The sequence below is a fragment of the Streptomyces sp. CBMA291 genome, from assembly GCF_014596525.1.
Classification (GTDB): Bacteria; Actinomycetota; Actinomycetes; order Streptomycetales; family Streptomycetaceae; genus Streptomyces.
Window position 1 is genome coordinate 1 of the sequence record NZ_MSJP01000075.1, and the last position, 13987, is coordinate 13987.

The 13987-nt window shown below is 74.1% G+C and carries 9 protein-coding genes; 5 read left to right on the forward strand and 4 right to left on the reverse strand.

The window, feature by feature from the left end; all coding sequences use genetic code 11:
- The 5 genes from BU197_RS18135 to BU197_RS18155 all read left to right on the forward strand — a co-directional run.
- Positions 1-640: FHA domain-containing protein (locus BU197_RS18135; protein ID WP_188269333.1), on the forward strand; the 640-nt coding region annotated here is incomplete at its 5' end.
- Positions 641-838: 198 nt separating this feature from the next.
- Positions 839-1243 carry a globin gene (locus BU197_RS18140; protein ID WP_188269334.1) on the forward strand — a complete coding sequence of 135 codons (405 nt, stop codon included), beginning with the start codon at positions 839-841 and terminating at the stop codon, positions 1241-1243.
- A gap of 214 nt (positions 1244-1457) precedes the next feature.
- Positions 1458-4802 carry an FtsX-like permease family protein gene (locus BU197_RS18145; protein ID WP_188269335.1) on the forward strand — a complete coding sequence of 1115 codons (3345 nt, stop codon included), beginning with the start codon at positions 1458-1460 and terminating at the stop codon, positions 4800-4802.
- 71 nt (positions 4803-4873) lie between these two features.
- Positions 4874-7693 (forward strand): FtsX-like permease family protein, encoded by a 2820-nt coding sequence (locus BU197_RS18150; RefSeq protein WP_188269354.1) that lies wholly within the window; start codon positions 4874-4876, stop codon positions 7691-7693.
- Positions 7690-8676, forward strand: a complete 987-nt coding sequence (locus BU197_RS18155; RefSeq protein WP_188269336.1) for an ABC transporter ATP-binding protein — start codon at positions 7690-7692, stop codon at positions 8674-8676. Before BU197_RS18150 ends, BU197_RS18155 begins: the two co-directional genes overlap by 4 nt.
- A 156-nt stretch (positions 8677-8832) precedes the next feature.
- On the opposite strand, the gene BU197_RS18160 is transcribed toward BU197_RS18155, so the two are convergent.
- From BU197_RS18160 to BU197_RS18175, 4 genes are all read right to left on the reverse strand, one after another.
- Positions 8833-9519: a hypothetical protein gene (locus tag BU197_RS18160; protein WP_188269337.1), complete on the reverse strand. Its 687-nt coding sequence runs from the start codon at positions 9517-9519 to the stop codon at positions 8833-8835.
- Positions 9516-9941, reverse strand: a complete 426-nt coding sequence (locus tag BU197_RS18165; protein ID WP_188269338.1) for an acyl-CoA thioesterase — start codon at positions 9939-9941, stop codon at positions 9516-9518. Before BU197_RS18165 ends, BU197_RS18160 begins: the two co-directional genes overlap by 4 nt.
- Before the next feature lie 5 nt (positions 9942-9946).
- Positions 9947-11611, reverse strand: a complete 1665-nt coding sequence (ettA, locus tag BU197_RS18170; RefSeq protein ID WP_188269339.1) for an energy-dependent translational throttle protein EttA — start codon at positions 11609-11611, stop codon at positions 9947-9949.
- Between the two features lie 426 nt (positions 11612-12037).
- A complete protein-coding gene (locus BU197_RS18175) occupies positions 12038-13567 on the reverse strand; it encodes an LAETG motif-containing sortase-dependent surface protein (RefSeq protein ID WP_188269340.1) in 1530 nt (509 codons plus the stop codon).
- Between the last annotated feature and the right edge of the window lie 420 nt (positions 13568-13987).

Genomic DNA, 13987 nt, shown 5'->3' on the forward strand with positions numbered 1-13987 from the left:
CCCCCCCCCCGCCCCCCCCCCCCCCCCCCGCCCCCCCCCCCCCCCCCCCCCCCCCCCCCCCCCCCCCGCCCCCCCCCCCCCCCCCCGGCCCCCCCCCCCCCCCCCCCCCCCCCCCCCCCCCCCCCCCCCCCCAACCCCGCAAGGGCCTCCGCAGGGCCCGCCGCACCAGGGACCCCCGCAGCCTCCCGCGCACCAGGGGCCCCCGCAGCAGCAGTTCCAGCCGCCGCGCGCGCCGCAGGGCTGGACGGCCGTCGTCGCTCCCGACCGCGACTACTTCCTGGCGATGATGCAGCGCAGCGGCCCCGAGGCGACGGGCCTGAACCTGCCCGCGTACTCCCCGGCCAAGCAACTGCCGCTCCAGGGCAGCCAGATCTCGATCGGACGGCGTCGGCACTCCACCGGCGAGGCCCCCGACATCGATCTGTCGGTGCCGCCGGAGGACCCGGGCGTCTCGCACCAGCACGCGGTGCTCGTGCAGCAGCCGGACGGTTCGTGGGCGGTGGTGGACCAGAACTCCACCAACGGCACCACGGTCAACGGCGGCGAGGAGCCGATCCAGCCCTACGTACCGGTGCCGCTCCAGGACGGCGACCGGGTGCACGTCGGCGCCTGGACGACGATCACGATCCGGCTCGGCTGAGCCGGCGCACGCCCGCCCCCGGGGGCCCGGCGGTGCGGTCCTCCGGGACCGCCCGCCGGGCCCCCGCGCCGGTTCCGCCCCCTTCCGCCCCCTTCCGCGCGGTTCCGCCGGTCTCGCCCCGGGGGCCCGCGCTCCCCCGGCCCCGCCCCCGGTCCTCGTTCCCCGGTCCTAGGACGGGTCGTCTGAGACGATGGAACGGTGAACGAGATTCCCGGGGAAACCGTGCAGGAGCAGACCTTCTACGAGCAGGTCGGCGGCGAGGAGACCTTCCGCCGCCTGGTCCGCCGCTTCTACGAGGGCGTCGCGGAGGACCCGCTGCTGCGCCCGATGTACCCGGAGGAGGACCTCGGCCCCGCCGAGGAGCGTTTCGCGCTCTTCCTCATGCAGTACTGGGGCGGCCCCCGCACCTACGGCGAGCTGCGGGGACATCCCCGGCTGCGGATGCGGCACGCCCCGTTCAAGGTGGACCGGGCGGCCCACGATGCCTGGCTGGGTCATATGCGGACCGCCCTCGACGAGGCGGCCCTCGCCCCCGAGCACGAGGCCGAGCTGTGGCGCTATCTGACGTACGCGGCGGCGTCGATGGTGAACTCGGCGGACTGACCCCCGTATCCCCACCGTCTCGTTTCCCACCTCTTCGATCACGGACGAACACATTCCGGAGTCGAAACCCCGAATAACGGTCACGATCCCATCAAGGTCGGTCCGTCAGCTGTTTCCAGTCACCCGTGCACTCTGAAAGCATCCGGAGGAAGTACCGGGAGTGTCCGGCGTGGTTCCGCACCGCGCCCCACGCTCAGGCTGTCCAGGGGGATGGGTGACGGGGTTCGTATTTCTGCGCGTCAGGGCGCACCGGCTGCTGCTCGCCGCGGCGCTCCTCGCCGTGCTCCTGACCACCTCGGTGCTGGCCACCCTCGCCTCCCTCTCCGGGGCGATCGGTGACGCGGCGCTCCAGGCCGGACTGCGGGGGCGCTCCGCGCCCGCCGCCGCCCTCCTCGTCACCGGTCAGATACCGGCCGCCAAACGCGCCTCCGCCGAAGCCGCCGTCCAGGAAGGCACCCGGCGGACCTTCGACGGACTGCCGGTGACCGTACGGCGGCTCGAACGCTCGGGGCCGTACGCGCTGCCCCGGGACCTCCAGTCGCCCGACGCCCGCGCCGGAGACCCCGACCTCACCCACTTCGCCGCGCTCGACCGCTCCCGGCTCGCCCTCGCCAAGGGCGCCTGGCCGTCCGCCGCCAAGACCGGCGGGGTGATCGAGACGGCGGTGCCCGAAGAGGCCGCCCGCAGGCTGCGGATCGGCCCCGGCACCGTGCTCCCCCTCGTCGACCGGCTCGACGGACCGGCGGTGAAGGCCCGGGTCACCGGCGTCTACCGGCCCGTCGACACCCACGACCTGTACTGGCAGCTGGACCCGGCGGGCGGGCGCGGAGTGCGCACGGTCGCCTTCACCACGTACGGGCCGCTGCTCGTCGACCCCGCCGTCCTCGCCTCCGGGGCGGTCAGCTCCGGGGACACCTCCTGGCTCGGCACCGCCGACTACGCCGGATTCACCACCGACCGGGTCGGCGCCCTGCGCGCCTCCTCGACCGAGGGCCCGAAGGCGCTCGCCGAGGACCCCGGCCCGTTCGGGACGACGATCTCGGTCTCCACCAAGCTGCCGACCGTCCTGGAGCAGACCCAGCGGGCCCTGCTCGTCTCCCGCTCGACGCTGCTGATCGTCGCCGTCCAGCTGGTGCTGCTCGCCGCGTACGCGCTGCTGCTCGTCGCCCGGCTGCTCAGCACGGAGCGCTCCGGCGAGACCGCGCTGCTGCGGGCCAGAGGCGGCTCGCGGCGCCGGATCGCCGGGCTCGCCGCCGTCGAGGCGCTGCTGCTCGCGCTGCCCGCCGCCGTCGCCGCCCCGCTGCTCTCCACCCCGCTGACCCGGCTCTTCGCCGAGCGGTCCGACCTCTCCTCGCTCGGCGTCAGCCTGGACACGAGCCCCTCCGCCACGGTGTGGCTGGTCGCCGCCGCCGTCGCCCTGTGCTGCGCGGCGGCCGTCGTCGCCCCCGCGCTCGCCGCCGGGGACGGCTCCGCCGTCTCGCTGCGCAAGGGCCGCTCCGCCTCGCTGCCCGGTCCCGTCCGGGCCGGTGCCGACCTCGGTCTGCTCGCCATCGCCGCCGTCGCCTTCTGGCAGCTCCAGCGGCCCGCCGCCGCCGGTGGCACCCTCGGCGCCGACGGGCCGGACGGCGGCTCCATCGACCCGGTCCTGATCGCCGCCCCCGCCCTCGCCCTGCTCGCCGGAACGGTCCTGACACTGCGTCTGCTGCCGCCCGCCGCCAAGCTGGCCGAGCGGCGCGCGTCGGGCGGGCGGGGGCTCTCCGTCGCCCTCGCTGGCTGGCAGTTCAGCCGCCGCCCGCTGCGCGGCGCGGGCCCCGTCCTGCTTCTCGTCCTCGCCGTGGCGATGGGCATGCTGGCCATCGGACAGAGCAACTCGTGGGAGCGTTCACAGCGCGACCAGGCCGACTTCCGGGCCGGTGCGGCCGTCCGCGTCCTCGGCTCGGGCCCCGGCGAACCCACCCAGACCGAACAGCTGGCCGCCGTGCCGGGCGTCCGTGCGGTCGCCCCCGTGCACCGCGCCACCATGGACGTCTCGGGGAAGAGCGCGACCGTCCTGGCCCTGGACACCCGCAAGGCCGCCGACGGAATGCTGTTCCGCCCCGACCTCGCGGGCACCCCCGTCCGTGACCTGCTCGGCCCGCTCGCGCCGCCGAGGAAGCCGCGCCCCGGGCTCGCCCTGCCCGCCGGGACCCGGACGCTCACCGTCGACCTGCGGCTCGCCGAGCCCGTCGGGCCCGCCCGGGTCACCGCCGTCCTGGAGGACCCGGACGGCGTCCCGTACCGGCAGCTCCTCGGCGAGCTGCCCGCCGACCGGCGCGTCCACCGGCTGAGCCTCGATCTGGCCGCGCTCACCGCCACCCCCGGCGAGCAGGGGAACCAGGGCTCCACCGGCCTGCTCACCCTCACCGGACTCGAATTCGGCGGTGACGTCCAGCCCGGCGAGGAGGCCGCGCAGACCCTGCACGTCGAGCGGTTCGGCGTCGTCCGCGCCGACGGCGGCGAACAGGTCCACGCCCCCGGGGAGACCCTCGCCACCTGGGCGCACTCCTTCGAGCAGACGCGGCTGGGCGACCCCCAGTCGCCCATCCCCACCTCCGGTGTCGCGGGCTCCGCGACCGGCGGCCGGCCCGCGCCCTTCCGGCTCGCCTTCCAGCTCGCAGGGCCGCCCCTCGACTCCAACTACATGGGCGTCGAGTCGTACACCGTCCGGATGAACGCCCCCGGGGCGAAGGCGCCCGGCTACCTCCAGGCGATCGCCACCCGGAGCTTCCTGACGGGCATCGGGGCCAAGCGCGGCGACCTGGTCGAGGTCGCCCTCGGCGGGCGCCGGATCGACGTCGTCGTCCGCCAGGTCGTCGACGAGCTGCCGACCACCGGCACGGGCGCGGCCACCGCCTCCGCCGCCTCGGCCACCGCCGAGGACGGCGGCACGGTCCTCCTCGACCTGGCCGCGGTCAACCAGTACCTGTCCACCGACGAGGCCGTGACCGTCCCGGCGACCGAGTGGTGGCTGACCGTGGAACCCGGCCGCGCCGCCGACGTCGCCGCCGCCCTGCGCGCCCGGCCCAACACCGACCCCGCCCAGGTCCTCGTCCGCGACGAGATGGCGGGCGAACTCCTCGGCGACCCGCTGGGCGCCGGTCCCAACGCCGCCCTGATGGCCGTCGCCGCGGCCGCCGCCGCGCTCGCCGCCGTCGGCTTCGCCGTCGGCTCGGCCGGTGCCATGCGCGAGCGGTCCGCCGAGTTCGGCGTCCTGCGGGCGCTCGGCACCCCGCAGCGGCGCCTCGCCCGGCTGATCGCCGCCGAACAGGGCCTCCTCATCGGCATCGGGCTGCTCATCGGCATCGGACTCGGCACCGTCCTGGCCCGCGCCGTCGTCCCGCTGGTCGTCCTGACCGGCCAGGCGGCCCGCCCGGTGCCCCCGGTCCTCGTCGAACTGCCCCTCGGCCAGGTCGCCCTGCTGCTCGCCGGGGTCGCCGTGCTGCCGCTCGCCGTGGTCGCCGCCATCGCCCTGCGCCGTACGGACCCCGTCGTGACCCTGCGCCACCAGGGGGTGGGCTGATGTCCCCCGTCGAAGAGCCGGACACCGGGGCGGCCCCCGGCACCTCCCCCGTACGCAGGAAGGCCCCCGACATGCCCCGGTCCCGGTCGTCCCGGCCCGACAAGCCCGCCCGCGCCGTGGCGCCCTGGGTGCGGACCCGGCTGCGGACCGCGCCCTGGGCCGCCCTCTCGCTCGCCCTCCTGGTCCTGGTCACCGCCTACCTCGCGGCGGCGCTGCCCCGGGCCATGGACGTGTACGAGACCGAGGGCCTGCGGCACGACATCGGCACCGCCGCGCCCCGCACCAGCGTCCTCGAACTGACCACCGAGGCACCCGGTCTCGAACTGCCGCTCGCCAACCGGGAGGCCGGCGTCGCCCCCGACCTCCTCGACCAGGCGTACCGGGAGGCGAGCGGACTGCTGCCCGCCCCGCTGCGGACCGACCCCCGCCAGTCCGTCCACGGGATCCGCACCGTCAAGCGCGTCGAAGGGCTCGACCCCTGGCTGCCCCGGCCCGACGGCATCCCTCCCGAGCTGGTCCTCGCCTCCCCCTCCGATCTCGCGGGACACAGCACCCTGCGCGCCGGGCGGCTCCCCGAGGGCACCGCCCGCCGCCCCGAGGCAGTGGTGACCGCGAAGACCGCCGAGGCGCTGCACCTCAAGCCCGGCTCCGTCGTCCACGTCCCCAGCCGGGTCGGCGCCGAGCCCCTCGCCTTCACCGTCACCGGCATCGTGGAACCGCGCGGCCCCGAGAGCACCTACTGGGCCGTCGAGCCGCTCCTCGGCACCCCCGCGCTCGCCCCGATCGTCGGCGACGACGTCAAGTACTTCTGGCAGGGGGCCCTGCTCGTCTCCCCCGCCTCGGCGCCCTCGCTGCTCTCCGGCACCGGCGAGCCCGAGCTGTTCTTCCGCTACCGGCCCACCGCCGGGCACCTCACCGGACGGGACGCCGAAGCGCTCTCCGCCGCCCTCGACTCGGTGACCGGCGGCCCCGACCTGGTGCGGCTGCGCCAGGTCGTCGGGCCCACCGGAGCGATGTCCACCGGGCTCGGCGGGATCGTCGACTCCTACCGTTCGATGCGCGGGGCGATCACCCCGGTCGTCGCCGTCGCCGTCTTCGGGATCGGGGCCGTCGCCGCCGTCGTCCTCGCCATGACGGGCGCCCTGTTCACCGCCCGCCGCGACAGCGAGCTGGCCCTGATCCGCTCGCGAGGCGCCTCGCTCACCGGCATCGGCCTCCGGCTGCTCGGCGAGACCTCGGCGGTCGTCCTGCCCGCCGCCGCGCTCGCCCTGGGCCTCGCCGTGCTGACCGTACGGGCGCCGGGCACGGGTCCCGGCAGTGGCACCGAGGCCATCCCGCTGGCACCGTCGGTGCTGGCCGCCGCCGGGGTCGCGCTGATCGCCGCGCTGGTACTGCCCGTGCGGGCGGTCGTCCTGCACCGGCGGCCCCGGCTGCACGGCGGGCGCGACGACCTGCTGACCGCCCGCCCCTCGACCCGCCGCACGGTCCTGGAACTCACCCTGCTCGTCCTCGCCGTCGGCGCCGTCGCCTCGCTGCGGCTGCGCGGCGCCGAGGACGGCGACTACCTGGTCAGCGCCGCGCCCGTGCTGGTCGGTCTGATCGCCGCGATGCTCCTCGTCCGGATCTACCCACTGCCGCTGCGCTGGGCGGGCCGCCCGGCCCGCCGGCTGCGCGGGGTGGTCGGCCCGCTGGCCCTGGCCCGCGCCGGACGCTCCTCCTCCACGGGCACGCTTCCGCTGCTCGCCCTGGTCCTCGCGCTGACCACGGCGGCGTTCGGCGGCTCGGTCCTCTCGGGCGTCTCCACCGCCCGCGACCGGGCCGCGCTCCTGGCGATCGGCGCGGACGCCAGGATCGACGGCTCCGCGCAGTCGACCCCGCTGCCCGGGGGCCTCGTCGAGAGCATCCGGGGCACGGCGGGCGTACGGGACGTGGCACCGCTCCAGATCGAGTACGGCGTGTCGCTGCCGTCCGCCCAGGGGACCGCCGTCCAGGCGATGAGCGGCACCCTGGTGGGAGTCGAGCCCGGCTCGTACACCCGGCTCGCCGACCGCACCGGCTTCGGCGCCTTCCCCGCGGGGCTGCTCGCCTCCACCGGCAAGGGTGGCAAGGAGGTGGCGGCGCAGACCGAGCGGGTGCTGCCCGCGATCGCCTCGCCTTCGGTCGCCGAACGCCTCGGCACCGAGCCGAAGGAGATCGTGACGGCGGCGGGCGTGTTCCGGGTGAAGGTGGTCGCCGTCCGGCCCACCACCCCGGCCCTGCCCGGCACCGACTTCCTCGTCGTCAACGGCGCCGACCTCACCTACCGCACGGACACCGCACTGCTCGTCACCGGCTCCGCCGACGGGACCGCGCTGCGGGCCGCCGTACGCGCGAAGACGACCTCCCTCGAAGTGGCGACGCGCGCCGAGGAACGCACCGGGTACGTCGACTCGCCGCTCCAGTCGGGCGCCGAGCGGATCTACCTCGGCGCGATCGGCGCGGGCGCCGGTTTCGCCGTGGTCGCGGTGCTGCTCTCGCTGCTCCAGAACGCGCCGGAACGCACCATGCTGCTGGCCCGGCTGCGGACGATGGGCCTCACCCGGAAGCAGGGGCGGCGGCTCCTCGGACTCGAAGCGCTGCCGCAGGCGCTGCTCGCGGCGGCCGGCGGAATGCTGGTCGGCTGGGCGACGGTGCCGCTGCTCGCCCCCGGCATCGACCTCTTCCGGCTCGCGCTCGCCACCACCCCGGGCTTCGCGCCGCTGGACTCCGCCCCGCTGCGGGCGGACCCGTGGTCGCTGGTGGTGCCCGCCGTCGCGGTGGTCCTGCTGACGGCCGCCGCCGCGGCCGGGCAGGCCTGGTGGGCGGGGCGCAGGGGCTCGGTCAAGGAACTCAGGGCAGGAGACGCACGATGACGAAGTCCGGTACGCCGAGCGAGGCAGCGCCCGGGGCGGGGGCCGCCTCCGGCACCACCCTGGAGGAGCTGGAGCGGCGGGCGACCGCACGCCGGGACCGTCCCTCGTACGGCCATGACGCGCTCATCGCCTGCGACCGGCTGGTGCGGATCTTCACCACCGACGGGGTGGAGGTGCAGGCGCTCCAGGGACTCGACCTCCTCGTCAAGGAGGGCGAGCTGATGGCCCTGGTCGGCGCGTCCGGCTCGGGCAAGTCGACGCTGATGAACATCCTCGCGGGCCTGGACGTGCCGACGGCGGGCGCGGCGCGGGTCGCGGGGTGCGATCTGCTCGCCATGGACGGCAAGGCCCGGCTGCGCTACCGGCGCGAGGTCGTCGGCTTCGTCTGGCAGCAGACCGCCCGCAACCTCCTCCCCTATCTGACGGCCGCCCAGAACGTGGCGCTGCCCATGCAGTTGCGGGGCCGCGCCAAGCAGAAGGCCGAGCGGGCGGAGGAGCTGCTCTCGATGCTGGGCATCGCGGAGATCCGCGACCGGCGCCCGCACCAGCTCTCCGGCGGACAGCAGCAGCGGGTGGCCATCGCCGTCGCCCTCGCCAACAACCCGGCCGTCCTCCTCGCCGACGAGCCCACCGGCGAGCTGGACTCGGCCACCGGCGAGCAGGTCTTCGCGGCCTTCCGGCGCGCCAACGAGGAACTCGGCACGACGATCGTGATCGTCACCCACGACCAGGCGGTCGCCGGCGAGGTCCGCCGCACGGTCGCCATCCGCGACGGCCGCACCTCCTCCGAGGTGCTGCGCCGCACGGAGGTCGACGAGCAGGGCCAGGAGTCCCTGGTGGCACGGGAGTACGCGATGCTCGACCGCGCGGGCCGCCTCCAGCTCCCGGCGGACTACACCCAGGCCCTGGGCATGGAGCACCGGGTGGCACTGGAACTGGAGCAGGACCACATCGGGGTGTGGCCGGACGACGTGGAGGGGTGAGCCCCCGGCCGCGCCCTGCCGTGCGGGGGCGGTCAGGGGTGGGGGCTGGTGGCGGGCGGGGCGGAAGTGGGCCCGGCTCGGGGGTGGAGCCGGGCCCTGGCGGAGCTCGTACGACGTCGGGGGAAGGGTCTCGGGGGCGTCCGGGTCCGGCGGGGGTCAGGTCCGGGGGGTCGCCGGGGCCACGGACAGGGTCGTCGGGGCGGCGGTGCGCAGGGCGATCGAGCCGTACGGGGTGCGCAGCCGGAGCCACGGGCCGGAGGCGAACAGCGCGACCGGCGCGGAGGCGGCGACCCCTGCGGGCGGCAGGAATCCCAGGGACTGGGCCGCGTGCACGGCCCGCAGCGGCAGCCCGGTGGGGGCCAGGGTGCGGGACCAGATCTCGCGGCCGATGAGGTCGCGCTCGGTCCGGGTGCGCCGCTCCTCGGGCAGTTCCCCGTCCCGGCGGCGGAACTCGGCGACGGCGGCGGCGACCGCGCCGCGCATCTCGGCGGCGGTGGGCAGTCCTTCGACCGGCCGCCAGCCGGAGCGGGGCGGAAGGACTCCGGCCCAGGGCGGGCCTGTGACGGCGCCGGGGACGACCGCCTTGCCCGCCGACTCCTCGATGCCGTCGAGGAGTTCCCCGGCGGAGACGGTGACGTCGAAGTCGGCCGCGTCGACGAGCCGGGCCGTACGGATCGCGAGGACCTCGAACGACGGCGGCCGGCCGAAGACGGCGAGCGCCCCGCCGCCCGCCTGGAGGCGGACGGCGGCGGCCCGGTCGTAGTGGACGAGCCGGGTCAGGAAGGCGGCGAGGGCCGCCGCCTCCCTGGCGTCGTCGAAGTGCAGCGGTGCGAGCACGGTCATGCGGCCGACGTCATCCCGTCGTCGACGTACTCCTCCAGGAAGCCGCGCTCCTCGGGGGTGATCCGCCGGGGACGCTGTGCTTCCAGGTCGAAGGGGACGACGACCGTCGAGGCCCGTACGTAGGTGACGTCCGGGTCCTTGATCTCGTACGCGATCGTCAGCGACGCCGCGCCTATCTTCGTCACCCACGACTCGATGATCACCGGCTCGTGCCGGTGGACCAGCGGGCGCAGGTAGTCGATCTCGTGCCGGGCCACGACGGACCCGCCGGAGAACGAGGGGGAGCCGTCCCCCGGCGCCAGCCGGAACATGAAGTCGATCCGCGCCTCTTCCAGGTACCGCAGGAAGACGACGTTGTTGACGTGCCCGAAGGCGTCCATGTCCGACCAGCGCAGGGGGCAGCTGTAGCGGTGTCTGGCCACTGACCTCAGCCTCGGGTCAGCTTCTTGTACGTGGCGCGGTGCGGGCGGGCCGCGTCCGGGCCGAGGCGCTCGATCTTGTTCTTCTCGTAGGACTCGAAGTTGCCCTCGAACCAGAACCACTTGGAGTCGCCCTCGTAGGCGAGGATGTGGGTGGCCACCCGGTCCAGGAACCAGCGGTCGTGGGAGATGACCACGGCCGCACCGGGGAACTCCAGGAGCGCGTTCTCCAGGGAGGACAGGGTCTCGACGTCGAGGTCGTTGGTCGGCTCGTCGAGGAGCAGCAGGTTGCCGCCCTGCTTGAGGGTGAGCGCCAGGTTGAGGCGGTTGCGCTCACCGCCGGAGAGCACGCCGGCCGGCTTCTGCTGGTCCGGGCCCTTGAAGCCGAACGCGGAGACGTAGGCGCGGGAGGGCATCTCGACCTGGCCGACGTTGATGTAGTCCAGTTCGTCGGAGACGACGGCCCACAGCGTCTTCTTGGGGTCGATGTTGGCGCGGCTCTGGTCGACGTACGAGATCTTGACGGTCTCGCCGACCCTGACGCTGCCGGAGTCCGGGGTCTCCAGACCCTGGAGCATCTTGAAGAGCGTGGTCTTGCCTGCGCCGTTCGGGCCGATGACGCCGACGATGCCGTTGCGCGGCAGGGTGAAGCTCAGGTCGTCGATGAGGACCTTGTCGCCGAAGGCCTTGGAGAGGTTCTCGACCTCGACGACGACCGAGCCCAGACGCGGGCCCGGCGGGATCTGGATCTCCTCGAAGTCCAGCTTCCGCATCTTGTCGGCCTCGGCCGCCATCTCCTCGTAGCGGGCCAGACGCGCCTTGGACTTGGCCTGACGCCCCTTGGCGTTCGACCGCACCCACTCCAGCTCTTCCCGCAGACGCTTCGCGCGCTTGGCGTCCTTCTGGCCCTCGACCTTGAGACGCTCGGACTTCTTCGTCAGGTAGGTCGAGTAGTTGCCCTCGTAGGGGTGGGCGCGACCGCGGTCGAGCTCCAGGATCCACTCGGCGACGTTGTCGAGGAAGTACCGGTCGTGGGTGATGGCCACGACGGTGCCCTTGTACTGCGCGAGGTGCTGCTCCAGCCAGTTCACCGACTCGGCGTCGAGGTGGTTGGTGGGCTCGTCGAGGAGCAGCAGGTCGGGGGCCTCAAGGAGGAGCTTGCAGAGCGCCACGCGGCGCTTCTCGCCACCGGAGAGGTTGTGGACGGGCCAGTCGCCGGGCGGGCAGCCGAGGGCGTCCATGGCCTGCTCCAGCTGGGCGTCGAGGTCCCAGGCGTTGGCGTGGTCCAGGTCCTCCTGGAGCTTGCCCATCTCCTCGAGGAGCGCGTCCGAGTAGTCGGTCGCCATCTCCTCCGCGATCGCGTTGAAGCGGTTGAGCTTGCCCTTGATCTCGGCGACGCCGTCCTCGACGTTCTCCAGGACGGTCTTGGTCTCGTCGAGCACCGGCTCCTGCATGAGGATGCCGACGGAGAACCCGGGCGACAGGAACGCGTCGCCGTTGGACGGCTGCTCAAGGCCGGCCATGATCTTGAGCACGGTGGACTTACCGGCGCCGTTCGGGCCGACCACACCGATCTTCGCGCCCGGCAGGAAGCTCAGCGTCACGTCATCGAGGATGACCTTGTCGCCGTGCGCCTTGCGCGCCTTGCGCATCGTGTAGATGTACTCAGCCAAGAGAAACCGTCCGGCAAAGAGTGAGTGGGCAGATACACCCCATCTTGCCTGACCGCCAGCCCGGGGCGAAAACCGGTGAGGCGGGAGCGCGGCGCCCGGATGGAGGCGCGACGGGGGCGCGACGAGGGCGCACCAGGCGGGTACGGGGGTGGAACGGGGTGTGGACCTCGGCGGGGACCGGGGCGGGAACCCGGGCGGGGACGCGCCACGACCCCGGGCGCTCGCGCGGTCCGGGGTCGGGCGGGGTCACGGAGCGGGCACACTGTGACGCGGATCACTCCATGGGTCGTGGTCCCGGGCCGGGGTCCCGGGCCGGCGCGGGGCCGGCGCCGGGGTCCCGGCTTCGGGATCACGACGTCAGGATCGTGAATTCGGGATCACGACGCCGGGATCCCGGGTTCGGGATCGCGGCTTCGGGATCGCGGCTCACTGGCCGGTGGCCTTCTTCCTGCGGAGGAAGAACACCGCGCCGCCGCCGATCACGACGAGCGCGGCGGCGATGCCCGCGATCATCGGGGTGGCGCTGGAGCTGCCGGTCTCGGCGAGGTCGCCGCCACCGGTGGTGGTGCTGGTGCCGGTGGTTCCGGTGGTGCCGGTGGTCGTGCCGTTGTCACCGCCGGTGGTGTCGCCGGTCGTGCCGCCCTCGGTGTCGCCACCGGTGGTCTCGCCGCCCGTGGTGCCGCCGGTCGTGGCGTCCGGGGTCGACGGGGACGGCGCCGGGGTCGAGGGCTCCGTGCCGGGGGTCTCGGACGGCTGCGGACCGGGCGGGGCGGTCTCGCAGTCCAGGACGCCCTCGAAGGTCTCCGCGAAGCCGTTCGGACCGGTGATGGTGAACTTGTACGCCTCGTCCTCGGCGAGCGGGACCGCGATGGTCTTGGTCTCACCGGCGGCGACGGTGTACGAGGTGCCCTTCAGGTCGAAGGTCCAGTCCTCGTCGCCCTTGTTGGAGGCGACGACCTCCAGGCCGCCCTTGGCGCAGTCCTTGGCGACCGTGACGGCCGGGACGGCGCCCTTCTTCGCCCAGGTGGCGGAGGCCTTGGCGGTGACGGTGGAGTCGCTGGAACCGGCCAGGATCAGGGTCTGCGAGGGGCCGTCGATGGAGACGAAGGCGCGGCCCAGGGAGACCTTGGTGGTGGCGGAGGCGGTCAGCTCGGCGGTGCCGTCGGGGGTGCCGGCGGGAACGTCGAAGTAGACCTCGGCGCCGTTCTTGGCCTCGGTGATCGCCTTGCCGTCCTTGTCGACGACCTTGACGCCGCTCGGGGCGCCGGGGGCCGTCGCGACCTTGGCGATCTCGGCGTTGGTGGAGACCGTGACCGGACCGATCCGGTCACCGGCCTTGCCCGCCACGGAGGACGGGGAGAGCGAGAGGGACGCCTTCGGCTCTTCGAGCTTGACCGCCTCCTTGAGGAGGTAGTCGGTCAGCTTCCGGGCGTCCTTGCTCTTGGGGGTGGCCTTCACGTCGTCCGAGAAGGTCCAGATCGCGGCCTGGGTGCCCGCAGCGGCCTCGTTCTTCGAAAGGTCGACCCCGAGCTTCTTGCCGAGCGCCTCGGCGGAGAACTTCGGATACGCGTTCTCCAGGACCCAGAGGATCTTTCCGGCGTTCTCGTTGTTGTGCAGGGAGGACTCGCCCCAGCCGACTTCCTTGTAGTCGAAGTCGTGCTTGGCCTCCGTGCGGAGGTCGATGCAGTAGGTCTGGAGGGTACCCCCACCCTCGACCTGCATCTTGAACAGACCGCCGGTGACCGTCCTGGGCCACTTCTTGCCGTTCTTCTCGACGATCTCGACGTCACCGCGGTCGGACATGCCGCCGAGCTTGGCCGTCACACCGCCGGTGCCTGCGGCACCGTCGGCGGCGAGCGCCGGACCGGCGGTCGCTATGGCACCGGTCACGACGAGGCTGGAGACCAGCGTCGCGGCGGCGAGGCGGGCGGCGCCGCGCCCACGAACTGAAAACATTGCATTCCCCTCCGGGCGCGTCGCTCCGCGACCATGGTCGATTCGCGTGGGGGGAGCGCACGCCAGCAGATTCACAGACCCGATGGGCTCACATGCCTCATGAGTACCCGGGAATCCTAGGGACGCGGAACCCCTTCGTGACCGCCTATTCGGCGAGATAACCATTCCGACTCGGAATCGTTATCGCGTCGGCGATTTCGTCGACAAATCCCCACCACAGAAGGTCAGGGCGCCGTCACCAAGCGGATTTCACCCCTTTTACCGACCCCCGTCCGGGCCACCGCCGGGGGCTCTTGGTCGATGCCAGCCGCGACTCCGGCGAACTCCTCCGCCGAGACCCCGAGCCCCTCCGCCCGGGGCCCGGCGAGCCCTTGCACCGAGACCTCCGCCGCCGCGTCCGCCGCCGTCGCCCAGGGGTCC

Bases quoted from the DNA above. Each gene is read 5' to 3' on its own strand.
- BU197_RS18160 (WP_188269337.1), bottom strand. From the start codon at position 9,519: ATGACCGTGCTCGCACCGCTGCACTTCGACGACGCCAGGGAGGCGGCG.
- BU197_RS18155 (WP_188269336.1), top strand. From the start codon at position 7,690: ATGACGAAGTCCGGTACGCCGAGCGAGGCAGCGCCCGGGGCGGGGGCC.
- BU197_RS18150 (WP_188269354.1), top strand. From the start codon at position 4,874: ATGCCCCGGTCCCGGTCGTCCCGGCCCGACAAGCCCGCCCGCGCCGTG.
- BU197_RS18175 (WP_188269340.1), bottom strand. From the start codon at position 13,567: ATGTTTTCAGTTCGTGGGCGCGGCGCCGCCCGCCTCGCCGCCGCGACG.